The sequence below is a fragment of the Pseudomonas sp. S44 genome (assembly GCF_016624805.1).
GTDB classification, from domain to species: domain Bacteria; phylum Pseudomonadota; class Gammaproteobacteria; order Pseudomonadales; family Pseudomonadaceae; genus Aquipseudomonas; species Aquipseudomonas machongensis.
Genome location: NZ_JACVTY010000005.1, coordinates 108,563 through 131,762 on the forward strand (window position 1 = coordinate 108,563; position 23,200 = coordinate 131,762).

Below are 23,200 nucleotides of genomic sequence, written 5' to 3' on the forward strand. Positions count from 1 at the left end.
TTACCGGATGCAACGAGAGCAGGCAAAAAAAAAACGCCTGCCGATAATGGCAGGCGTTTTTCCGTACAGCGTCGGGGGTCAGATCGACAGACCGAAGTCTTCTTCTTTCATCGCCATCAGGTTGTTGGCACCCGACAGGATGGCCGCCACGTGCGTGCGAGTACGCGGCAGGATGCGCTGGAAGTAGAAGCGCGCGGTCTGCAGCTTGGCAGTGTAGAACGCCTCTTCAGCGGTGCCGGCCGCCAGCTTCTCGGCAGCCAGGCGGGCGATGTCGGCCCAGAAGTAGGCCAGGCACGCGTAGCCGGAGTACATCAGGTAGTCCACGGACGCGGCACCGACTTCCTCACGGTCTTTCATGGCGGCCATGCCGATCTTCATGGTCAGCTCGCCCCACTCCTTGTTCAGCGCAGCGAGCGGCTCGACGAATTCCTTGGTGGCTTCGTTGCCTTCCTGACCTTGGCAGAACTTGTGGACGATCTTGGTGAAGCCCTTGAGCGCCTCGCCCTGGGTCATCAGCACCTTGCGGCCCAACAGGTCGAGAGCCTGGATGCCGGTGGTGCCTTCGTACAGCATCGAGATGCGGCTGTCGCGCACGTTCTGCTCCATGCCCCACTCGGCAATGAAACCGTGGCCACCGTAGATCTGCACGCCATGGTTGGCGGCCTCGAAACCGACTTCGGTCATGAATGCCTTGGCGATCGGGGTCAGGAAAGCCAGCAGTGCATCGGCCTTCTTGCGCTCCTCCTCGTCCTGGCTGTACTTGACGATGTCCACCTGCTTGGCAGTGAAGTAGACCATTGCGCGATTGCCTTCGGCGAAGGCTTTCATGGTCAGCAGCATGCGGCGAACGTCCGGGTGGACGATGATCGGGTCAGCGGCCTTGTCCGGTGCTTTCGGGCCGGTCAGGGAGCGCATCTGCAGACGATCGCGGGCATATTTCAGGCCACCCTGGAAAGCCACTTCGGCGTGAGCCAGGCCTTGCAGTGCTGTCCCCAGGCGCGCGGTGTTCATGAAGGTGAACATGCAGTTCAGGCCCTTGTTGGCCGGGCCGATCAGGTAGCCGGTGGCCGCGTCGAAGTTCATCACGCAGGTGGCGTTACCGTGGATGCCCATCTTGTGCTCGAGGGAACCGCAGCTCACGCCGTTGCGCTCGCCTACACCGCCTTCGGCGTTCGGCAGGAACTTGGGCACGATGAACAGCGAGATGCCCTTGGTGCCGGCCGGAGCATCGGGCAGGCGCGCCAGCACGATGTGGACGATGTTGTCGGCCATGTCGTGCTCGCCGGCCGAGATGAAGATCTTGGTGCCGGATACCTTGTAGCTGCCATCGGCCTGCGGCTCGGCCTTGGTGCGCAGCATGCCCAGGTCGGTGCCGCAGTGCGGCTCGGTCAGGCACATGGTGCCGGTCCATTCGCCGGACACCAGCTTGGTCAGGTAGGTTTCCTGTTGCTCGGGGGTACCGTGCTCGGAGATGGTGTTCATCGCGCCGTGGGACAGGCCTGGGTACATGCCCCAGGACCAGTTCGACTCGCCGACCATCTCGCTCAGGGTCAGGCCCAGCGACTCTGGCAGGCCTTGGCCGCCGTGCTCGACGTCATGGGCCAGGCTCGGCCAGCCGCCTTCGACGAACTGCTTGTAGGCTTCCTTGAAGCCGGTCGGGGTCTTCACGCCCGACTCGCTCCAGGTGCAGCCTTCCAGGTCGCCGACACGGTTCAGCGGGGCCAGCACCTGCTCACAGAACTTGGCACCTTCCTCGAGGATCGCATCGACCATGTCCGGTGTAGCATCCTGGCAACCCGGCAGGCTCTGATAGTGCGCTTCATAGCCGAGCAGCTCGTCACGGACGAAGCGAATATCACGCAAGGGGGCTTTGTATTCAGGCATGGCGATGAACCTCTGGGCTGAGTTCGTTGGGGAGACCGCGGGTACCGACCAGCTCTTGGCGGCTTTCGGTCAAACAGTTGTTTGAAACTTACGTTTAGCTCAGGGCAATGTCAAGAAGGGACGATAGTGCCAATTCGGTCGCGAACGATGGCGTTTCTGCCAGCGCTTGATTCATCGGCCCCATGCGCCTGTGGGAGCGGGTTTACCCGCGAACAAACCAGGCACACTTGCGTGGCTTGGTTGATTCGCGGGTAAACCCGCTCCCACAGGGACTTGGCCGACGGTTATGCAGTCAGGCGTAGGTGTCGATGAACCGACCGAGCATTTCGTCGGAGGCCTTGGCGACTTTCACGCCCAGTTCGACTTCGTGCTTGCCCAGGGCAAGCTGCACGGTGCTGGTGGCCAGATCTTGCTGCTGGCTGCGGTCTACACCACGCAGGCGCTCGGCCTGATAGCTGGTGGACTGGCTGGCGCCTGCACGCTCGACGCCGTTGCTGGCGATCTGGCTGGCGGCCTGGTCGACGCGGTTCTGCCCGTTCTGGATGGCGCCGAGGCCTGCGTAGAAAGCAGAGCTGCCGGTGATTTCCATATCAGGACTCCACAAGACTGGGTGAGGGAAGAGGGCTCAATTAAAACAGCCCGCAAGGAAAATTACCCGTTTAAATCCTTAATAGCCCAGTGCCAGCTAATAGAATCAGGGCATTTTTCGTAACCGGATGTTCACCAAGCGGTCAGTCAAGCAAATCCAGGTCCAGATACCCGGCAACCGCCTCGGCTCCGGCAGACTTCAGCCACGGCACCCGTCCAAGGCATGGCGCCGGCAGGCGCTCGGCGAGGCTTGCCAGGTTTTCTTCAAGCCGCGCAGTGCGTGGATCGACGATATTGGCCACCCAGCCCGCCAGTTGCAGGCCATCGCGGGCGATGGCCTCGGCACTGAGCAGCGCATGGTTGATGCAACCCAGGCGCACCCCCACCACCAGGATCACCGGAAGCTTCAAGGCAACCGCCAGGTCGGACAGGTTGGCATGATCGGACAACGGCACCCGCCAGCCACCCGCCCCCTCGATCAGGGTGAAGTCGGCGCCGTGCGCCAGTACTTGCTGCATGGCGTCACGCAGTGTCGGCACGCTCAGTGCCACGCCGGCTTCGCGAGCGGCCACATGCGGGGCGATGGCCGGTTCGAAGGCGAAGGGATTGACCTGCTCATAGGGCAGCTTGATCGAGCTTTCGTCGATCAGCGCCAGCGCATCACTGTTGCGCAGCCCCTTGGGGCTGACCGTGCATCCGGACGCCACAGGCTTGGCAGCCAGCGTGCTACGCCCAAGGTTATGTGCTGCACGCAACAGCCCGGTGGCGATGGTGGTCTTGCCGACATCGGTGTCGGTACCGGCGATGAAATAGGCCTGGCTCATGTCACTCCTCTTCGCCTTTGCGCAACACCCCATAGACCACCTGATAGGTGGCAGGCAGACCTTGGTCGTCACGGAACTGCTCATAGGCCTGCAGCAGCCCCTGCATGCGTGCACGCCCGGTCAGGCCCGACGGGCGCCCGGGATTCAGGTTGTGCGCACCCAGCGCCTTGAGTTCGCGGGTCAGGCTGCGCACATCCGGGTAGTGCAGTACGTGGGGCAGGCGCTCCAGCCCGAGCAGGGTCAGGCCGCTGTCGGCGCACAGGCGCTGGTAATCCTCGAAACCCCGGAAACGATTGACATGCACCAGCCCATCCACTGCCTGCCAGCTGGCACGCAACTCCTCCAGCGTGCCGACACACAGGCTGCTGAACGCCAGCACTCCGCCCGGTCGCAACACGCGCCGGGCCTCGGCCAGCACGCTGGAGAACTGGTCGCACCATTGCACTGCCAGGCTGGAGAACACCAGGTCGAAGGCACCATCGCGCAGCGGCAGGCGCTCGGCATCACCGGCCACATGATGATGCGCCCCACCCTGCTCGCGGGCATGGCTCAACATGCCTTCGGCGATGTCCACCGCCACGCCATGGGCAGCCTCGAAGCGCGCAGCCAGGACGCGACTGAAATGGCCAGTGCCGCTGCCCAGGTCGAGCCAGCGGGTCGGCGCCATCGACGCCGGCAAGCGCGCGAGCAAAGCGTCACCCACCGCGCGCTGCAGGGCTGCGACGCTGTCATAGCTGGCCGCCGCGCGAGAGAACGAGGCCGCCACCTGGCGCTTGTCCGGCAGGGCGCCGGGCAGGATCGGGCGGGAAAGATCAGTCATCACCACTCTCATGCAAGAAACTCTTGATACCCGCCGCCAGCTCCTGTGGGTACTCCAGCAGGAACGCGTGGGAACTGTCTTCGACCAGGCCGACTTCAACATCCGGCAGCAGCTCGCTGAGCGCCTTGGCCGCATCCGCCGGCACCAGTGCATCGCTGCCGGCGAACAGGTGCAACTGTGGGCCGCCGTACTGCTCGAGCGCCTGGCGGGTATCCAGCTTGGCCAGCACTTGCAGGCCGGTGGCCAGGTACAAGGGATCGGTGTCCGGCACGCCCACGCCGAGCTGGCGCAGCAAGGTGCGGGGTTGCTGCGCACCCTCGCTGCACAGCGTGCGAAATCGCTTGAGGGTGACCTGCGTGTGGCTGCGACAACCATCAAGGAAGGTGCCGAAAGTGTCTTCGGCCATGCCGTGGGGCCAGTCGTGGCGGGCCACGAAACTCGGATTGCTGGCCAGCGTCAGCAGGCCACAGCAATGGTCGCCACGCTTGTGCGCCAAGGCGCTGGCAAGCATGCCGCCCAACGACCAGCCACCCAGCCAGACATCCGTCGGCAGCTTGCGGTCGAGGTGATCGACCCAGGCCTGGACGTCAGCATCAGGCAGCTCCGGCAACGCTGCCAGATCGACCTGCAGGCGTGGATCCTGCGCCCGCAGGCTGGCAGCCAGGGGTTCCAGTGAAGCGGTGCCCAGCCCCCAGCCGGGCAAGAGGATCAGTCGGTTACGCATCGGCGGACTCCAGCTGTGCATGACACTCGGCCAATGCATTCAACAATAGCTGGACCTGCGCCTCGCTGTGCGCGGCGCTCAAGGTTACGCGCAGGCGCGCACTGCCGACCGGTACGGTTGGTGGGCGGATCGCGGTGACCAGCAGACCCCGCGCGCGCAGCATCTTCGACAGCGTCAATGCCCGCGCCGCATCGCCGACCAGGATCGGCTGGATCGCGGTCGGGCTGTCCATCAACGCCAGGCCGATCTGCTGCGCGCCCTGGCGGAACTGGCGGATCAACGCGCCAAGGTGCTCGCGCCGCCAGCGTTCGTCACGCAGCAGTTGCAGGCTTTTCAGCGTTGCACAGGCCAGTGCCGGCGGCTGACTGGTGGTGTAGATATAAGGACGGGCGAACTGCACCAGCGCCTCGATCAGGTCATCGCTGCCCGCGACGAACGCGCCGGCAGTACCGCAGGCCTTGCCGAGCGTGCCGATCAGCACCGGCACCTGATCGATGCCCAACCCGAAGTGCTCGACGATACCGCCACCATTGGTGCCCAGCGTGCCGAAACCATGGGCATCGTCGACCATCAGCCAGGCGCCGTGTGGACGCGCCACCGTCGCCAGGGCGGGCAGGTCGGCAAGATCACCGTCCATGCTGAACACGCCATCGGTGACCACCAGCGTGTCACCGACCGCTTTATCCAGGCGACTCGCCAGGCTCGCCGGATCGTTGTGCAGGTAGCGGCTGAAGCGGGCGCCGCTGAGCAGCCCGCCGTCGAGCAGCGACGCATGGTTCAGACGATCCTGCAACACCGTATCGCCCTGCCCCACCAGCGCGGTGATGGCGCCGAGGTTGGCCATGTAGCCGGTGGTGAACAGCAGCGCACGCGGGCGTCCGGTCAACTCGGCGATGGCCTCTTCGACCTCGTGGTGCGCAGTACTGTGGCCGACCACCAGGTGCGAGGCACCGCCACCGACACCCCAGCGCTCGGCACCGGCACGCCAGGCGGCGGTCACTTCCGGGTGATTGGCCAGCCCGAGATAATCGTTGCTGCAGAACGCCAGCAGACGCTGCCCATCGACCACCACCTCCGGGCCTTGCGGGCTCTGCAACAGGGGGCGGCGCCGATACAGGTCCGCGGCGCGCCGTTCGGCCAGGCGCGCCGCCAGATCGAAGGCCATGATCAGGCCGAAGCGGCGTCGTAGAACATCTCGCTGCTGCGCTGCTCGACCAGCGCCTGCTCGATGGCCGCCTGGTGCACTTCGTCGGCGTGCTCCTCACGCTCTTCGGGCTTGATGCCCAGACGCGCGAACAGCTGCATGTCCTTGTCCGCCTGCGGGTTGGCGGTGGTCAGCAGTTTCTCGCCGTAGAAGATCGAGTTGGCGCCAGCCATGAAGGCCAGGGCCTGCATCTGCTCGTTCATCTGTTCACGACCAGCAGACAGGCGCACGTGCGACTTGGGCATGAGGATCCGCGCGACCGCGAGCATGCGGATGAAATCGAACGGATCGACGTCTTCTGCGTTGGCCAGCGGCGTACCGGCAACCTTCACCAGCATGTTGATCGGCACCGACTCCGGGTGCTCGGGCAGGTTGGCGAGCTGGATCAGCAGGCCTGCGCGGTCGTCCAGCGACTCGCCCATGCCGAGAATGCCGCCGGAGCAGATCTTCATCCCGGCATCGCGTACGTAGGCAAGGGTCTGCAGGCGCTCGCTGTAGGTGCGGGTGGTGATGATGCTGGTGTAGAAGTCCGGCGAGGTATCGAGGTTGTGGTTGTAGTAGTCCAGACCCGCCTGGGCGAGTGCCTGGGTCTGGTCCTGATCGAGCTTGCCGAGGGTCATGCAGGTTTCCAGGCCCATGGCCTTGACCCCTTTGACCATCTCCAGCACGTAGGGCATATCCTTGGCGGAGGGATGCTTCCACGCGGCGCCCATGCAGAAGCGAGTCGAGCCGATGGCCTTGGCCCGGGCAGCCTCTTCCAGCACCTTCTGCACTTCCATCAACTTCTGTTTTTCCAGCCCGGTGTTGTAGTGGCCGGACTGCGGACAATATTTGCAATCTTCGGGGCAGGCACCGGTCTTGATCGACAGCAGCGTCGAGACCTGCACGCGGTTCGGGTCGAAGTGCGCGCGATGCACGGTCTGCGCCTGGAACAACAGGTCGTTGAATGGCTGCTCGAACAGCGCCCTGACCTCGGCCAGGGACCAGTCGTGACGTGTTGTTGCATTTGTGCTGGCGCTCATCGGCGTTTCCTTATCTAGGCTCTGACAGGCGCCGGGACAGGAAAGCCCGCAGCGCTTCACGGATAGCTCGCATAGTCAGGGAAGGCCCATGCACTGTCAACCAAACATAAAAACACTGGTTTACAACTGGCTAAATATTGAACAGGCCTGCTTGCTTTGCGATGAGCCTGCGCAACAGGCATATCCCTTGTGTCCGGCCTGCGAGCATGAGTTGCCGTGGCTCGACGACCAGTGCACGCGCTGTGCGCTGCCCCTGGCGATGCGGGCGTTGACCTGTGGGCAGTGCAGCCGCAGGCCACCGCCGTTCGAACGGGTCATTGCGCCGTGGCATTACGGGTATCCGCTGGACGCTGTGATCAGCCGCTTCAAGCACCGCAGCCAGTGGCCGCTGGGGCGGTTGCTGGCAGATCTGCTGGCACAAGCCCTGCAGCACCGCTATGACGAAGGCCTGACAAAACCCGACCAACTGTTGCCCGTGCCACTGGCTGCACGTCGACTGCGCCAACGCGGCTTCAACCAGGCCGCCATGCTCGCACGCTGGCTATCGAGCCAGTTGCACATCCCCTGCGACGAGCGCGTGCTGCTGCGCCCACGTGACACCGCGGCGCAGCAGACTCTCGACGCCAAAGCGCGCTGGCGCAACTTGCGCCAGGCCTTCACCGTCGCACCGCACGCCACGCTCGACGGGCGCCATGTGGCCCTGGTCGACGACGTGCTGACCACCGGTGCCACTGCCCGCGCGCTGGCGAGCCTGCTGCGCAAGGCCGGGGCGCGCCGGGTCGATGTGTACTGCCTGGCACGCACGCCCAGGCCTGGGCAGGGTTGACTAGACTCGGTCTCGAAGGCACTTTCGCCGCATCACACCGCCGGTAACCTGCCCAATGTCCTTGCCCGCCCTGCTTGCCCAGCACATCTTCCGTCGTCCGCAGCGCATCGCCCTGCTGCAGCACATCGCTGAACAAGGCTCGATCACCCGCGCCGCCAAGGCGGCAGGGATCAGCTACAAGAGCGCCTGGGATGCCATCGACGAGCTCAACAACCTCGCCGCGCAGCCGTTGGTCGAGCGCAGTGCCGGCGGGCGTGGCGGTGGCGGTGCCAAGCTGTCGACGGAGGGCGCGCGAGTATTGCGCCTGTATCAGCGCATCCAGGCGTTGCAGAGCGAAATTCTCGAATCCACCGAAGAACACAGCGACCTCGACCTGCTCGGCCGCCTGATGCTGCGCACCAGCGCTCGCAATCAGTTGCGCGGGCAGATCAGCGGGCTGCGCCGCGAGGGGCGTTACGACAGGGTCAGCCTGGCACTGGGCAGCGGGCTGGAAATCGATGCGCTGATCACACCGGACAGTACCGAACGGCTGGAGCTGGCCCTGGGAAGCACGGTGGTGGCCCTGCTCAAGGCCGGATGGGTGAAAGTGCTGGCTGACGGTGATCAGCCGGACGCCGAGAGCAATTGCCTGCACGCCCAGGTGGAAGAAGTACTGGCCAATGAAGGCGGCAGCAGTGAAATGCGGCTGGCGCTGGAGAACGGACAGACGCTGTGCGCCTTTGCCGAACCGCAATGGCTGCAGCACCAGGCAGTCGCGGCAGGCAGCAAGGTGCGAGCGCAGTTTCATCCTTCGTTCGTGCTGCTAGGGGTGCCGGTGTAGCGCGCAATGCGTTGGAGCGGGCTCGCACCGCGATCACCCGAAGCGGCTACCTGGCAGGCGACGTGATGGGCCTGAAGCATTGTAGTGGCTGGTTTACGGCCGCTTCGCGCCCGATCGCGGGACGAGCCCGCTCCCACACGAATGCTGGGAGCGTTGGCACCTGAAGCCGCCATGGAATGCGTTACCATGCCGCGCATGCATTCCCCTGCCGGAGCTCCCATGTCCCACCCCTTCGATACCCTCACCCCCGACCTGGTCCTGGACGCCGTCGAAAGCCTGGGCTTTCTCAGCGATGCCCGGGTACTGGCGCTCAACAGTTATGAGAACCGCGTCTATCAGGTGGGCATCGAAGGTGAACAACCGCTGATCGCCAAGTTCTACCGCCCCGGGCGCTGGAGCGATGCAGCCATCCTCGAGGAACACAGCTTCAGCTTCGAACTCGCCGAGCACGAGGTGCCGGTCGTCGCCCCGCTTCAGCATGAAGGTCGCAGCCTGTTCGAGCACCAGGGCTTTCGCTTCACCCTGTTCCCCCGCCGCGGCGGCCATGCGCCCGAACCTGGCAACCTCGATCAGTTGTATCGCCTCGGGCAATTGCTCGGACGCCTGCATGCCGTCGGCGCCACGCGCCCCTTTGAGCATCGCGAAACGCTGGCTGTGGACAACTTTGGCCATGCCTCGCTCAAGACCCTGCTCGACGGCGATTTCGTCCCGCGCGAGTTGCTGCCGGCCTTCGAATCCGTGGCCCGCGACGTGCTCAAGCGGGTCGAGGACATCTACCAACGCACGCCCTTCGAGGCGATCCGCCTGCATGGCGACTGTCACGCTGGCAACCTGATGCACCGCGACGACGTCTACCACGTCGTCGATCTCGACGACTGCCGCATGGGGCCGGCAGTGCAGGACCTGTGGATGATGCTGGCCGGCAGCCGCGAAGAGCGCCTGACGCAGTTGGCCGAACTGATCGACGGATACAACGAGTTCCACGATTTCGACCCGCGCCAACTGGCGCTGATCGAGCCGCTGCGCGCCCTGCGCCAGTTGCATCACAGCGCCTGGCTGGCAAGGCGCTGGGACGACCCCGCGTTCCCGCGCAGCTTCCCCTGGTTCGGCCAGCCGCGCTACTGGGGCGACCAGATCCTGGCCCTGCGCGAGCAGATGGCGGCGCTGGATGAAGCACCACTCAAATTGTTCTAGTTGCAAGGCGCCAGCTGTCTACAATAGGCGCCGCGATATCAGCTGCCAAAGCAAGGAATCTGCATGCACGCCACAAACCCGCAGCGCGGGTACATCCTGGGCCTCAGCGCCTACATCATCTGGGGGCTGTTCCCCCTCTACTTCAAAGCCATCCAGAGCGTCCCGGCGGTGGAGATCATCGTCCACCGGGTACTGTGGTCGGCACTGTTCGGTTCGCTCCTGCTGCTGGTATGGAAACACCCAGGCTGGTGGCGCGAGCTGCGCGACAACCCGCGGCGCCTGGCGATACTGGCGCTGAGCGGCGCACTGATCGCAGGCAACTGGCTGACCTACGTGTGGGCCGTGAACAACGGGCGCATGCTCGAGGCCAGCCTGGGTTACTACATCAACCCATTGGTCAACGTGCTGCTGGGCATGCTCCTGCTGGGCGAACGCCTGCGCCGCCTGCAATGGCTGGCGGTCGGGTTGGCCGCAGCGGGGGTGGCGCAACAGGTGTGGCAGGTCGGTGGCCTGCCCTGGGTGTCGCTGGGGCTGGCGCTGTCGTTCGGTTTCTATGGCCTGATCCGCAAGCAGGCGCCGGTGGCGGCGCTGCCGGGATTGGTGGTGGAGACCTGGATGCTGGTGCCGTTGGCACTGGGCTGGCTGCTGCTGCACCCGCAAGCCGACAGCGCCAACCTAGCATTCTTCAGCAGCAGCGAAGCGTTGTGGTTGATGGCTGCGGGACCGGTCACGCTGGTGCCGCTGGTGTGCTTCAACGCCGCCGCGCGCCACCTGCCCTACACCACCCTGGGCTTCCTGCAATACCTGGCGCCGACCCTGGTGCTGCTGCAGGCGGTGCTGCTGTTCGACGAGCACCTGTCCTCGAGTACCCTGATCGCCTTCATGTTCATCTGGGCGGGCCTGGCGATCTACAGCGTCGACGCCTGGCTGAGCCTGCGCAAACGCGCCTGATCAAAAAACGATCAAATCCATGCAGGCCACGGATCACGTGGCCTGCAGCAAGGTCTCCAGAGGTTATCCACACCCTGATCCCCGCGCTTTGTGCACAAGCCCCTGAAATATGGTCATTTTTTGCACAATCCGCTGCAGCCCGCGATCTATCGGGGCTGGCCTCGAGTACCCTCAGGTTATCCACAGGGGCTTCCCCGTTAAATCGGGATAACCCGCTATTCCTCCGGCCTGAGCTTCAACTCCACCATCAGGTCATCGGCGAGGCTTTCGAGCTTCTGCTGCAGGTCATCCAGCGACAAGGTCAGCGGCAATGCCAGCAAGGCATCGGCGTGGAACAGTGGCTCGCTGCTCATCGGTGCCGGGCGCACTTCGGTGCTCAAGCGCTCGAGGTTGACCCCCTGCTCCGCCAGCAACCGGGTGATATCGCGAACGATCCCGGGGCGGTCATTGCCCACCAGCTCCATCGCGATCGGTTTCCAGGTGCAGGACGGTTCGATGCCGCTCTCGGCAATCAGCACGCGGATCCCATGGTCGCCCAGCTTCTGCAGTGACTCGACCAGCTCGTCATAGTTTTCCGCCGGCACCGCCACCCGCAGGATACCGGCGAACTGCCCGGCCATGCGCGACATGCGGCTTTCCAGCCAGTTACCGCTGTGATCTGAGATGCACTGGGCGATGCGTTCGACCTGTCCGGCCTTGTCAGGGGCGATCACGGTGAGTACAAGATGATCCACGGGCCACTCCTCTACCTGCTCGTACAAGGGCATCGAATCAGTATAGGCAAGGCGCGGCAACCTGCCGCAGGGCAGACCGAGCAACAAATCGTGTACCGTTTAGAGATTTATCTGGAACAATCTACAGGTTTTTTGCGAACATACTGTCTCCCAGCGTGACCCCATGCGACCAATGGGTCGCACAACGACGCTTTTAGTCTGATGTTCACTCGCCTACTGCATCATGTAGTATGCGCCAGCGCGGACTACAAAACGTCGTTTGGATGTCTGCCAAGGCGCCTGTGAAAATACGCGAATCGCCCGCCAGCCTGTCTGGCAGGCCGCACCCAGCCGCGCTCGGGCTGCATGACGAGGGCATGTACTGGCCGCGTGTTTAGAGAAGCGCTACAGGCTTAATACAGAAGAGCGAAATAGCTGAGCAGAGTGAGGCAAGCAATGACTGGATACGTTCAAGTCGGTGGCCTTCAGGTCGCCAAGGTCCTGTACGACTTCGTCAACGACGAAGCCATTGCGGGGACCGGCATCGTCGCCGAGCAGTTCTGGGCCGGTGCAGAGAAGATCATCAACGACCTCGCTCCAAAGAACAAAGCCCTGCTCGCCAAGCGTGACGAGCTGCAAGCCAAGATCGATGCCTGGCACCAGGCACGCCAGGGTCAGGCCCACGACGCCGCGACCTACAAAGCATTCCTCCAGGAAATCGGCTACCTGCTGCCACAAGCCGACGATTTCCAGGCCACCACGCAAAACGTCGACGAAGAAATCGCCCACATGGCCGGCCCGCAGCTGGTGGTGCCGGTGATGAACGCTCGCTTCGCCCTGAACGCCGCCAACGCCCGCTGGGGCTCGCTGTATGACGCACTGTATGGCACCGACGCTATCAGCGAAGAAGGCGGCGCCGAAAAAGGCCAGGGCTACAACAAGGTACGCGGCGACAAAGTCATCGCCTTCGCCCGCGCCTTCCTCGATGAGGCCGCGCCCCTCGCTGCCGGCTCCCACGTCGATTCCACCGGCTATCGCATCGACGCCGGCAAGCTGATCGTCGCCCTCAAGGGCGGCAGCAACAGCGGCCTGCGCGACGACGCCCAGCTGATTGGTTTCCGTGGCGACCCCGCAGCGCCGACGGCCGTGCTGCTCAAGCACAACGGCCTGCACTTCGAGATCCAGGTCGACGCCAGCACCCCGGTCGGCAGCACCGACGCCGCCGGCGTGAAAGACATCCTGATGGAATCGGCACTGACCACCATCATGGACTGCGAAGACTCTGTCGCCGCCGTCGATGCCGACGACAAGGTCGTCGTCTACCGCAACTGGCTGGGCCTGATGAAGGGCGACCTGGCCGAAAGCGTGACCAAGGGTGGCAAGACCTTCACCCGCACCATGAACCCCGACCGCGAGTACGCAGCGCCCAATGGCGGCAGCGTTACCCTGCACGGTCGTTCGTTGCTGTTCGTGCGTAACGTCGGTCACCTGATGACCAACCCGGCGATCCTCGATGCCCAGAGCAATGAAATTCCCGAAGGTATCCAGGACGCCCTGTTCACCAACCTCATCGCGCTGCACAACCTCAACGGCAACACCAGCCGCAAGAACACCCGTAGCGGCAGCGTGTACATCGTCAAGCCGAAGATGCACGGCCCTGAGGAAGTGGCGTTCGCCGCCGAGATCTTCAGCCGCGTCGAAGACCTGCTGGGCATGCCGCGCAACACCGTCAAAGTGGGCATCATGGACGAGGAGCGCCGTACCACGGTCAACCTCAAGGCCTGTATCAAGTCGGCAGCCGAGCGCGTGGTGTTCATCAACACCGGTTTCCTCGACCGCACTGGCGATGAGATCCACACCTCGATGGAAGCCGGCGCCATGGTGCGCAAGGGCGCCATGAAGAGCGAGAAATGGATCGGCGCGTACGAAAACAACAACGTCGATATCGGCCTGGCCACCGGCCTGCAAGGCCGTGCCCAGATCGGCAAGGGCATGTGGGCCATGCCTGACCTGATGGCGGCGATGCTCGAACAGAAGATCGCCCACCCGCTGTCCGGCGCCAACACCGCCTGGGTCCCTTCGCCGACCGCCGCGACCCTGCACGCGCTGCACTACCACAAGGTCGACGTCCAGGCGCGCCAGCGCGAGCTGGCCTCGCGTACCCCGGCCTCGGTGGACGACATCCTGACCATTCCGCTGGCGGCCAACACCAACTGGTCTGCCGACGAGATCCGCAACGAGCTGGACAACAACGCCCAGGGCATCCTCGGCTACGTCGTACGCTGGATCGACCACGGCGTGGGCTGCTCGAAGGTGCCGGACATCAATAACGTCGGGCTGATGGAAGACCGCGCCACCCTGCGCATTTCCGCCCAACTGCTGGCCAACTGGCTGCGTCATGGCATCGTCACCCAGGAGCAGGTGCTGGAAAGCCTCAAGCGCATGGCAGCGGTGGTCGACAAGCAGAACGCCGGCGACGCGCAGTACCGCCCGATGGCGCCGAACTTCGATGACAACATCGCGTTCCAGGCCGCGGTCGAGCTGGTCGTCGAGGGTGCGAAGCAGCCGAACGGCTATACCGAGCCGGTACTGCATCGCCGCCGTCGCGAGTTCAAGGCGCGTAACGGGCTGTAAGACCTATTCGCGGGTAAACCCGCTCCCACAGATCCACTGCTGCCTTCAAGGCAGTGCAGGCCCTGTGGGAGCGGGTTTACCCGCGAATGCCGTTACACGGTTATTCGATGCGTAACTCGCGCTTCACCAACTCCAGCAATTTCCCCAGATCCACCGGTTTAAGCAGAAAATCCACCACCCCCAGGTGCATCACGTCCACCGCCTCCTTCACATCGGTGTCGCCCGACACCACGATGATCGACAACGCCGCCCGCTCCGACTCGCGAATCTGCCGAATCAGCTCCAGGCCATCCTTGGGCTCCATGCGCAGATCGGTGATCATCAGCGCGATGCGCGGTTCGTAGTGCAGCTTGAACATCGCCTCCTGCGCACCATCGGCCATCATGCAGTCGATGCCACGGCTTTTCAGGTACAGGCTCAGGGCCTCGCTGTTCACCGGGTTGTCGTCCACCACCAGCACCACCGGCCTGGGCGCCACTGGCGCGCTCACCACGGCCAACGCCTCGCGCTCGGCGTCACTCAGTATTTCGTCATGCTCAGCCATGGTCATCTCGTCAAAAAAATCTCGTGCTAGGTTTAGGACCGCGAAAACCGGCGTAGCCTACCCACCTTTCGTCGGATCCTTGACAGCGACTCTCACCGATAGACTTACGTCCAATGGGCATCCACGGGCAGCCAGCCGACCATGGAGGCCGAAAACAACAAAGCCGATACCTATAGATAGATATATATAGTTCGGCGTAGCGATACGGTCAGCTTCATGAGCAAAAAGGACGCCTACACCCAGGCCGGCAGGACAGCGGTGCTGCAGAACATCCAAGGTACGCTGCAGTTTCTGCAGCGCTTCCCGCCGTTCAACCAGATGGAACAGGGCCACCTCGCCTATCTGGTCGAGCAGTGCCAACTGCGCTTCTATGCCAGCGGCGAAAGCATCATCAAGCCCGCCGACGGGCCCGTGGAACACTTCTACATCGTCAAGCAGGGCCGGGTGGTGGGCGAACGCCAACATGTCACCGGCCCCGGTGTGGAAACCACCTTCGAGATCGCCAGCGGCGAATGCTTCCCCCTGGCCGCACTGCTTGGCGAACGGGCCACGCGCACCGAACACCTGGCCGGCGAAGACACCTTCTGCCTGCAACTGAACAAGGCGGCGTTCATCCGCGTGTTCTCGTTGTCCGGCGTATTTCGCGACTTCGCCCTGCGCGGCGTCAGCAGCCTGCTCGACCAGGTCAACCAGCAGGTGCGCCAGCGCGCCGTGGAAACCCTGGGCACGCAGTATTCGCTCAATACACCGCTGGGCGAGCTGGCCATGCGTCATCCGGTGGTGTGCACGCCCGACACGCCGCTGCGCGACGCCGTACGGTCGATGCACGAACAACAGGTGGGGAGCATTGCCATCGTCGATGAGCAGCGCTTCCCCATCGGTATCTTCACCCTGCGCGACCTGCGTCAGGTGGTCGCCGACGCCAGCGCCGAGCTCAGCGCACCGATCGACCGGCACATGACCGTCGCACCGTTCTACCTCAGCCCCCAGGCCAGCGCCTTCGATGCCGCCATGGCGATGACCGAACGGCATATCGCGCATGTCTGCCTGGTGGACAACGGTCGCCTGTGCGGGGTGGTGTCCGAGCGCGACCTGTTCTCCCTGCAGCGGGTCGACCTGGTGCATCTGGCGCGCACCATCCGTCACGCGCCGCGCCTGGAAGTACTGGTGGCATTGCGCGGCGAGATCGGCCAACTGGTCGAGCGCATGCTCGCCCATGGTGCTTCCTCGACGCAGATCACCCAGATCATTACCCTGCTCAACGACCATACCGTCTGCCGGGTGATCGAGCTGGCGCTGGCCGAACGCGGCGACCCCGGCGTGGCCTTCAGCTGGCTGTGCTTCGGCAGCGAGGGACGCCGCGAGCAGACCCTGCACACCGACCAGGACAATGGCATTCTCTTCGAGGCCCGCGACAGCGCCGAAGCCGACGCCATTCGCGCGCGCCTGCTGCCACTGGCGCAGTACATCAACCACAACCTCGCCCAGTGTGGCTTCACCCTGTGCAAGGGCAATGTCATGGCCGGCAACCCCGAGCTATGCCTGTCGCGTGCCGAATGGGCGCGGCGCTTTGCCGGTTTCATCCGCGAAGCCAGCCCGGAAAACCTGCTGGGTTCGAGCATCTACTTCGACCTGCGCGTGGTCTGGGGCGATGAGCAAGGCTGCGAAGCGCTTCGCCAGGGCATCCTCACCCAGGTCGCCGACAACCGCATCTTCCAGCGCATGATGGCTGACAACGCCCTGCGCCAGCGCCCGCCGGTCGGGCGTCTGCGCGAGTTCGTGCTGACCCGTCAGGGCAACGACAAGGCCGCCACCCTCGACCTCAAGGTCCAGGGCCTGACACCCTTCGTCGATGGCGCCCGCCTGCTCGCCCTGGCCAACGGCATCGGTGCCAACAACACACTGGAACGCTTGCGCCAGCTGGTGGCCAAGGGCGTCATCGATGCCCTCGATGGCGCCGCCTTCGAAGAGGCCTATCACTTCATCCAGCAGACCCGCATGCAACAGCACCAGCGCCAGAGTCGCGATAACCTGACCTACTCCAACCGCGTCGACCCGGACAGCCTCAACCATCTGGACCGCCGCATCCTGCGTGAATCGCTGCGCCAGGCCCAGCGCCTGCAAAGCAGCCTGGCGCAGCGGTACCAGCTATGAAGCTGTTCGCCTGGCTACGCTCCAGCGCACCGGCGCTCGACGAAGAACTGCGCCAGCGCCTGGCCGCGCTGCCAGGGCCGGCAGCGTACGGCGTGCAGCCTCTGCGCGAGCAGCGCTGGGTTGTACTGGACCTCGAAACCAGTGGTCTGAACCTCAACCGTGACCAGGTGCTGTCGATCGGTGCCGTGGCCATCGAGGACGGCGGTATCGACCTGGGCCGCCAGTTCGAACGCACCCTGCACCGTCCCGAACAGAAGACCAACGCCAGCGTGCTTATTCACGGCCTGGGGCCCAGCGCACTGGCGGCAGGCAGCGACCCGGCCGAAGCGCTGGTGGACTTGCTGGAGTTCATCGGCGACAGCCCGGTACTGGCCTTTCACGCGCCGTTCGACCAGGGCATGCTCGGGCGCGCCTTGAAGGAAACCCTCGGCTATCGCCTGCAACATGTCTTCATCGATGTGGCGGAATTGGCACCGATGCTCAACCCCGACACCGTGCTACGTGAGGCAGGCCTGGACGACTGGGTGGCACGCTTCGGCCTTGAGGTACAGGCGCGCCATCATGCCAGTGCCGACGCCCAGGTCACCGCAGAGCTGGCCTTGATCCTGTTCAGCCAGGCACGACGCCAGCAACTGGACAGCCCGCTGCAACTGGAACAGCGGCTGAGGCAGTGGCGGCGGCGCGCCGTGCACAGCCATGGCCTGTAGGCAGGCGCTGGCCTTTTCGCGGATAAACCCGCGCCCACAGGCATTCTGACCAGCGTCAATTGCATCCCCCCGCCCTCCTCTGCCACAATCGCGAATCATTATCGTTATATAACGCATTCTTCCCCGGGGAACGCCCTTGTCCTCTGCGCACAGCCCACATGCCGAGCTGGTCGGCAGCCTGTACCGCGACCACCGCAGCTGGCTGCTGGCCTGGCTGCAGCGCAGCACGGCTTGCCGCCAGCGCGCCGAAGACCTCAGCCAGGACACCTTCGTGCGCCTGCTCGGCCGCGAACAGTTGATCGCGCCTCGCGAACCCCGCGCGTTTCTCGTCGCGGTGGCCAAGGGGCTGCTGTTCGACCATTTCCGCCGCGCCGCCCTGGAGCAGGCGTACCTTGCCGAGCTGTCGCTGCTGCCTGAAGCAGAGCAGCCTTCGCCAGAAACCCAGCACCTGATCCTCGAAGACCTCAAGGCCATCGACCGCCAGCTGGGCAAACTGTCGAGCAAGGCACGTACCGCGTTTCTATACAACCGTCTGGACGGCATGGGCCATGCCGAGATCGCCCAACGCCTGGGTGTGTCGGTGTCGCGAGTGCGCCAGTACATTGCCCAAGGCATGCGCCAGTGCTACGTGGCGTTGTACGGGGAGCCGACGTGAGCAATACGCCGGTCTCGGCCAAGGTCCTGGAAGCCGCCATTGCGTGGAAGCTTTGCCTGGAGGGCGGCGACGGCACCGCCGATGAGCGCAACGAATTCACGCGCTGGCACGCCGCCAGCGAGGAACATGCGCGCGCCTGGTTCCAGCTTGGCATGCTCGACCAACGTGTGGGCGCGGCTGCAGGTCCCGCCCGCCACGCCCTGCTGCAGTCTCGCGCCGGCCTGCGCCAGCGGGTTGGCAAGCTCGGTGGCGGGCTGGCCGGGATGCTCCTGCTCGGTGGCCTGCTGGCCTGGATCGGCGCCCCTTCGCTGGCACCCAGCTACTGGCTGGCTGATCAACGCACCGGGACCGGAGAGCTGCGTACCCTGCGCCTGGAGGACGGCACACTGCTGAGCCTGGCCACCCACACCGCAGTCGATATCGACTACGAGGGAGAACAACGGGTGATCGTGCTGCACCAAGGGGAGATCTCCGTGGAAACCGGCCACGACGACCCTCGCCCGTTGTGGGTGCGCACCGACGATGGGCGGCTGCGTCCGCTGGGTACGCGCTTCCTGGTCAAACGCGAAACTGCCGGCACACGCCTTGAAGTGCTGCAGGCCCAGGTAGCTGCGCAACCGAGCAACACGGGCAACGAAGAAGTGCTGAACGAGGGCCAGCAAGTCTTGATGCACAGCAACGGCCTCGGCCTGATCGGCCCGGTCAGCGCCGGTGCCGACGCCTGGACCCGGGGCATGCTGGTGGTGGACAACGTGCGCCTGGCGGACCTGGTGACCGAGCTCGGTCGTTATCGCAGCGGGCACCTGGGGGTGTCGGATGAAGTCGCCAACCTGCGCGTGACCGGCAGCTTCCCGCTGACGGATACCGACCTGGCGCTGGCTTCGCTGGTGCCGGCCTTGCCGGTGAAGATCGAACGGCGGACGCCCTGGTGGGTGACCGTCGGGCCGCGGTGAATCAGTACCGACCCTATCGTTCTTCACATCGGTGATAACCCCAGACAAAAAAATCTCCACCCCCCTGTCACTTTCCAAATCTCGCTCGGCAAGGAAGCAGTTAGCACTTATCCGTCTAGGAGCCACTGCATGTCCCGTGCTGTCGAGTCTTACCTGCGTCCCAGCCTGATGGCCCTGGCCATCGGCCTTGCCACCCCTCTGGTCAGCCCCATGCTGCTGGCTGCCGAGCAGTCCAGCGTGCGGGCATACGATCTGCCCAGCGCGCCGCTGGCCGGCACCTTGAACCGGATCGCCAGCGAGGCCGGCATCGCCCTGGCCCTGGACCCGAGCCTGGCCAGCGGACGTACCTCGGCACCGGTCCGTGGCACCTTCAATGGCATCGGCGCCCTGCAGGCCGCCCTGCGCGGCACCGGCCTGCAACTGCAGCAGGGCAGCGCAGGCAGCTACAGCCTGGTCGCCGTGCCGGAAGGCAGCCTGGCGCTACCGGAAACCAGCGTGAACGCATCCAGCGACAGCGAAAGCGCCTGGGGCCCGGTCGATGGCTACCTGGCCAAGCGCACCGCTGCCGGCACCAAGACCGACACCGCACTGGTCGAGGCCCCGCGCTCGATCTCGGTTGCCACCCGCCAGCAGATGAGCGACCGCGGCGTGCACAGCCTCGATGACGCGGTGAAGTACATGCCAGGTATCGTTTCCGCCAGCTTCGGCAGCGATACTCGCTACGACTGGATGCGCGTGCGGGGCTTCGAGCCGACCCAGTTCCTTGACGGTCTGCCACTGCCACGCGGCGTCTACGCCAACCCGAAGCCGGAAACCTGGAACCTCGACCGCCTGGCCCTGCTGCGCGGCCCGGCGTCATCGGTCTACGGCCAGACCCCGCCTGGCGGCCTGCTGAACATCGTCAGCCGCCGCCCACAAGCCGAAGCCGCTCACGAGATCGAAGTGCAATACGGCAGCGACAACCATCGCCAGATCAACTTTGCCAGCACTGGCAAGATCGACGATGAAGGCCGATTCCTCTATGGCGTCAGCGGTGTGATCCGCGACAGCGGCACGCAGATCGACCACATCGAAGACAAACGCTACAACATCGCCCCAAGCCTGACCTGGAACATCGACGAGGATACCTCGCTGACTTTCCTCAGCCAGTTCACCCGCGACGATACGGGAGTCACCAGCCAGTTCTACCCGATCCAGGGCACCAAGATCGACATGCCGTTCGGCAAGATCTCGCACCACAAGAACCTGGGAGATCCGAACTACGACTTCTACGACCGCACCTACTACGCCGTCGGCTATGCCTTCGAGCATCGCTTCAACGATGTCTGGCAGTTCCGCCAGAACCTGCGCTACACCAAATCCGAACTGTCATTCCAGACCGTGACCGTCAACAGCTACAACCCAGGGTTCGGGATGGTGGTGGACGATCAGGGCAACACCGGGCGCGGTACCACCAACGTCGACGAAGATATCAGCCAGTTCGCTGTCGACAACAACTTCCAGGGCGACTTCAGCACCGGCGCTATCAGCCACACCCTGCTGATCGGCCTGGATCACCAGCGCATGAACAACAACTATCTGGCCATCTTCGGCAGTGCGCCGCCGATCAACGTGAACAATCCGGCCTACGGCCTGCCCATCACCCGCCCGGATCGTTCTACAGCGTTCTACGACTACGACCAGAAGACCCGCCAGACAGGCCTCTACGTCCAGGACCAGATGGCCCTCGACAACTGGCGCCTGACCCTGGGTGGACGCGAGGACTGGGTGCACACCGGCACCAAGTTCTTCAACAAGGGCGATGCCACCAACACCCAGCGCGACAAGAAATTCAGCGGTAACGCCGCGATCAGCTATGTCTTCGATTCGGGCTTCGTGCCGTATCTGTCCTATGCCGAGTCGTTCCAGCCAAGCAGCAAGGCCGACATCGACCCGACCAACGGTCTCAAGCCGACCGAAGGCAAGCAGTGGGAGCTGGGGATAAAGTACCAGCCACCGGGCTCCAATACCCTTTTGACTGCGGCGGTGTACGACCTGACGCAGAAAAACGTTTCGGTCACCAACAACATCGGCAACGTGACCGTCACCAGCCAGACCGGCGAAGTGAAGGTACGTGGTCTGGAGCTGGAAGCCGTCTCCGATGTCACCGAGAACCTGAAGGTGATCGCGGCCTACACTCTGGCCAAATCGGAAGTACAGGACGGCCAGTTCAAGGGCAACCGCCTGCAGTTGATGCCCAACCAGCAAGCCTCACTGTGGGCCGACTACACCTGGCACAGCGGTGTACTCGACGGCTTCGGCATCGGCGGCGGTGCGCGCTACACCGGCAACACCTACGGTGACCAGGGCAATACCTACCTCGGCAAGGCCAAGGCCTACACCGTATTCGACGCTTCGGTGCACTACGACCTGGGCCGCCTGGACAATAGCCTCAAGGGCGCCTCGGTGGCGGTCAATGCCACCAACCTGCTGAACAAGGACTACATTTCGACCTGCGATTCGTACTACTGCTACTACGGCGACCAGCGTAGCGTTGTGGTCAGCGCCAACTACAAGTTCTGAGTGACGCCTCGCGGGGCAAGCCCGCTCCTACAGGTACACGACGATCCTGTGGGAGCGGGCTTGCCCCGCGATTGCGTCCTGAAAAACAGCACAAGCTGCAAAGGCTGCAACCCTGATGAAAAGCCAAACCATCCGCCGCTGGTCGGCGATCCACACCTGGACCAGCCTGATCTGCACGCTGTTCCTGCTGCTGCTCGCCCTGACCGGCCTGCCGCTGATCTTCCACCACGAACTCGAACACCTGCTCGGTGACGCCCCGGAACTGCGCGAGATGCCTGCCGACACGCCGTATCTGGACCTTCAGCAACTGGTAATCAAGGCCGAGCAACACCGCCCCGGCGAGGTCATGCAGTATTTCGGTTTCGAGGATGACGAGCGCAACGGTGTGGTGGCGATCACCGCAGCCACCGCTGGCACCGAACCCAACGCCTCGCACACTTTCATGCTCGACGCCCGCACCGGCGAGGCGGTGGCCATGCCCGCCGCCAATGGCGGCTTGATGATGACCATCCTGCGCCTGCACGTGGACATGTTCGCCGGCCTTCCCGGCAAACTCCTGCTGGCCGCCATGGGCGTGCTGTTCGTCGTTGCCATCGTCTCGGGCACGGTGCTCTACGCTCCGTTCATGCGCCGCCTGCAGTTCGCCACGGTCCGCACCGATAAATCGCGGCGCCTGCGCTGGCTCGACCTGCACAACCTGATCGGCGTTGTCACCCTGACCTGGGCGCTGGTGGTCGGTGTCACCGGGGTGATCAGCGCGCTGTCCGACCTGGTCATCGCCGCCTGGCGCAATGACAGCCTGGCGGCGATGGTTGCGCCCTATCGCGATGCCCCGCCACTCACCGAACGCGCGCCTGCCACGCAATTGCTGCAAATCGCCGAACAGGCCGCACCCGGCATGCGTGCAGACTTCATCGCCTTTCCCGGCACACGCTTTTCCAGCGAACACCACTACGCGGTGTTCATGAAAGGCGCGACACACCTGACGTCGCACTTGCTGACGCCGGTACTGATCGATGCCCGTACCCTGGAAGTCACCGCCATTGGCGATCGCCCCTGGTACATGGACGCCATGGGCCTGTCACAGCCGCTGCACTTCGGCGACTATGGCGGACGACCAATGCAGATCCTCTGGGCAGTACTGGATGTGCTGACCATCGTCGTCCTGCTCAGTGGCCTGTATCTGTGGTGGGGCAAGCAGCGCAAGCCCCGCGAGGTGCGGACATGAGCCACCGCTCGCAAAGCACTCGCCGGATCTTCGCCTGGCCAATCGCCATCGCCCTCCTGAGCGCTGCAGGGCTGTTCGCGGCTCTGCTCGGTGATGGTGCCTGGGATGTGCTGTCCTGGGCGGGGCTGGGGATACCGGCGCTACTTGGAGTGCGCGGCCTGTCGAGACGATGAGGTAATCGGCTAACGCGCCC

The 23,200-nt window shown here is 64.2% G+C and carries 21 protein-coding genes; 12 read left to right on the plus strand and 9 right to left on the minus strand.

All coding sequences use genetic code 11. From position 1 onward, the window contains the following. Positions 1-78 precede the first annotated feature (78 nt). The 7 genes from IAE40_RS06585 to bioB form a co-directional block, all read right to left on the minus strand. Positions 79-1,884 carry a phenylacyl-CoA dehydrogenase gene (locus tag IAE40_RS06585; protein WP_054892191.1) on the minus strand — a complete coding sequence of 602 codons (1,806 nt, stop codon included), beginning with the start codon at positions 1,882-1,884 and terminating at the stop codon, positions 79-81. Between the two features lie 292 nt (positions 1,885-2,176). Next, positions 2,177-2,473 (minus strand): hypothetical protein, encoded by a 297-nt coding sequence (locus tag IAE40_RS06590; protein ID WP_063542348.1) that lies wholly within the window; start codon positions 2,471-2,473, stop codon positions 2,177-2,179. Between the two features lie 142 nt (positions 2,474-2,615). Beyond that, positions 2,616-3,296 carry a dethiobiotin synthase gene (gene bioD, locus IAE40_RS06595; RefSeq protein WP_197889796.1) on the minus strand — a complete coding sequence of 227 codons (681 nt, stop codon included), beginning with the start codon at positions 3,294-3,296 and terminating at the stop codon, positions 2,616-2,618. Position 3,297: 1 nt separating this feature from the next. Next, positions 3,298-4,116, minus strand: coding sequence for a malonyl-ACP O-methyltransferase BioC (gene bioC / locus IAE40_RS06600; protein ID WP_200602881.1), 819 nt, complete (start codon positions 4,114-4,116; stop codon positions 3,298-3,300). Next, positions 4,109-4,840 (minus strand): alpha/beta fold hydrolase, encoded by a 732-nt coding sequence (locus IAE40_RS06605; RefSeq protein WP_200602882.1) that lies wholly within the window; start codon positions 4,838-4,840, stop codon positions 4,109-4,111. Before IAE40_RS06605 ends, bioC begins: the two co-directional genes overlap by 8 nt. Further along, positions 4,833-6,005 carry an 8-amino-7-oxononanoate synthase gene (gene bioF, locus IAE40_RS06610; RefSeq protein WP_200602883.1) on the minus strand — a complete coding sequence of 391 codons (1,173 nt, stop codon included), beginning with the start codon at positions 6,003-6,005 and terminating at the stop codon, positions 4,833-4,835. The genes IAE40_RS06605 and bioF overlap by 8 nt, the downstream gene beginning before the upstream one ends. 2 nt (positions 6,006-6,007) lie before the next feature. Continuing rightward, complete coding sequence (gene bioB / locus IAE40_RS06615) at positions 6,008-7,066, minus strand: biotin synthase BioB (protein ID WP_054892185.1); 1,059 nt, start codon at positions 7,064-7,066, stop codon at positions 6,008-6,010. A gap of 88 nt (positions 7,067-7,154) precedes the next feature. Between bioB and IAE40_RS06620 the strand changes: the two genes are divergently transcribed. The 4 genes from IAE40_RS06620 to rarD all read left to right on the plus strand — a co-directional run bounded on the left by IAE40_RS06620 (position 7,155) and on the right by rarD (position 10,857). After that, the gene (locus IAE40_RS06620) at positions 7,155-7,892 is read left to right on the plus strand and encodes a ComF family protein (RefSeq protein WP_200602884.1); all 738 of its coding nucleotides are present in this window, start codon (positions 7,155-7,157) and stop codon (positions 7,890-7,892) included. Between the two features lie 55 nt (positions 7,893-7,947). Beyond that, on the plus strand, positions 7,948-8,712 hold the full coding sequence (locus IAE40_RS06625; protein WP_153772416.1) for a TOBE domain-containing protein: 765 nt from the start codon (positions 7,948-7,950) through the stop codon (positions 8,710-8,712). A 219-nt stretch (positions 8,713-8,931) separates the two neighbouring features. Further along, positions 8,932-9,906 (plus strand): serine/threonine protein kinase, encoded by a 975-nt coding sequence (locus IAE40_RS06630; RefSeq protein WP_200602885.1) that lies wholly within the window; start codon positions 8,932-8,934, stop codon positions 9,904-9,906. Between the two features lie 63 nt (positions 9,907-9,969). Beyond that, the gene (gene rarD, locus IAE40_RS06635) at positions 9,970-10,857 is read left to right on the plus strand and encodes an EamA family transporter RarD (protein ID WP_200602886.1); all 888 of its coding nucleotides are present in this window, start codon (positions 9,970-9,972) and stop codon (positions 10,855-10,857) included. Between the two features lie 215 nt (positions 10,858-11,072). On the opposite strand, the gene IAE40_RS06640 is transcribed toward rarD, so the two are convergent. After that, on the minus strand, positions 11,073-11,591 hold the full coding sequence (locus IAE40_RS06640; protein WP_112897161.1) for a glycine cleavage system protein R: 519 nt from the start codon (positions 11,589-11,591) through the stop codon (positions 11,073-11,075). A 435-nt stretch (positions 11,592-12,026) separates the two neighbouring features. Here IAE40_RS06640 and IAE40_RS06645 point away from each other — a divergent pair, with 435 nt between their 5' ends. Further along, positions 12,027-14,204, plus strand: coding sequence for a malate synthase G (locus IAE40_RS06645; RefSeq protein WP_200602887.1), 2,178 nt, complete (start codon positions 12,027-12,029; stop codon positions 14,202-14,204). Positions 14,205-14,304: 100 nt separating this feature from the next. On the opposite strand, the gene IAE40_RS06650 is transcribed toward IAE40_RS06645, so the two are convergent. Then, the gene (locus IAE40_RS06650; protein WP_153772418.1) at positions 14,305-14,748 is read right to left on the minus strand and encodes a response regulator; all 444 of its coding nucleotides are present in this window, start codon (positions 14,746-14,748) and stop codon (positions 14,305-14,307) included. 216 nt (positions 14,749-14,964) lie between these two features. On the opposite strand from IAE40_RS06650, the gene IAE40_RS06655 reads away from it, so the two are divergent. The 7 genes from IAE40_RS06655 (at position 14,965) to IAE40_RS06685 (ending at position 23,180) form a co-directional block, all read left to right on the plus strand. Further along, a complete protein-coding gene (locus IAE40_RS06655) occupies positions 14,965-16,902 on the plus strand; it encodes a putative nucleotidyltransferase substrate binding domain-containing protein (protein WP_200602888.1) in 1,938 nt (645 codons plus the stop codon). Continuing rightward, positions 16,899-17,609 carry a 3'-5' exonuclease gene (locus tag IAE40_RS06660; protein ID WP_153772419.1) on the plus strand — a complete coding sequence of 237 codons (711 nt, stop codon included), beginning with the start codon at positions 16,899-16,901 and terminating at the stop codon, positions 17,607-17,609. The genes IAE40_RS06655 and IAE40_RS06660 overlap by 4 nt, the downstream gene beginning before the upstream one ends. 136 nt (positions 17,610-17,745) lie before the next feature. Continuing rightward, positions 17,746-18,264 carry an RNA polymerase sigma factor gene (locus tag IAE40_RS06665; protein WP_153772420.1) on the plus strand — a complete coding sequence of 173 codons (519 nt, stop codon included), beginning with the start codon at positions 17,746-17,748 and terminating at the stop codon, positions 18,262-18,264. Further along, positions 18,261-19,217 carry a FecR domain-containing protein gene (locus tag IAE40_RS06670; RefSeq protein WP_153772421.1) on the plus strand — a complete coding sequence of 319 codons (957 nt, stop codon included), beginning with the start codon at positions 18,261-18,263 and terminating at the stop codon, positions 19,215-19,217. Before IAE40_RS06665 ends, IAE40_RS06670 begins: the two co-directional genes overlap by 4 nt. Before the next feature lie 129 nt (positions 19,218-19,346). Then, positions 19,347-21,779 carry a TonB-dependent siderophore receptor gene (locus tag IAE40_RS06675; RefSeq protein WP_200602889.1) on the plus strand — a complete coding sequence of 811 codons (2,433 nt, stop codon included), beginning with the start codon at positions 19,347-19,349 and terminating at the stop codon, positions 21,777-21,779. Between the two features lie 115 nt (positions 21,780-21,894). Next, positions 21,895-23,007, plus strand: coding sequence for a PepSY-associated TM helix domain-containing protein (locus tag IAE40_RS06680; protein WP_200602890.1), 1,113 nt, complete (start codon positions 21,895-21,897; stop codon positions 23,005-23,007). Next, positions 23,004-23,180, plus strand: a complete 177-nt coding sequence (locus IAE40_RS06685) for a hypothetical protein (RefSeq protein WP_200602891.1) — start codon at positions 23,004-23,006, stop codon at positions 23,178-23,180. The genes IAE40_RS06680 and IAE40_RS06685 overlap by 4 nt, the downstream gene beginning before the upstream one ends. The last annotated feature ends 20 nt before the right edge of the window (positions 23,181-23,200 follow it).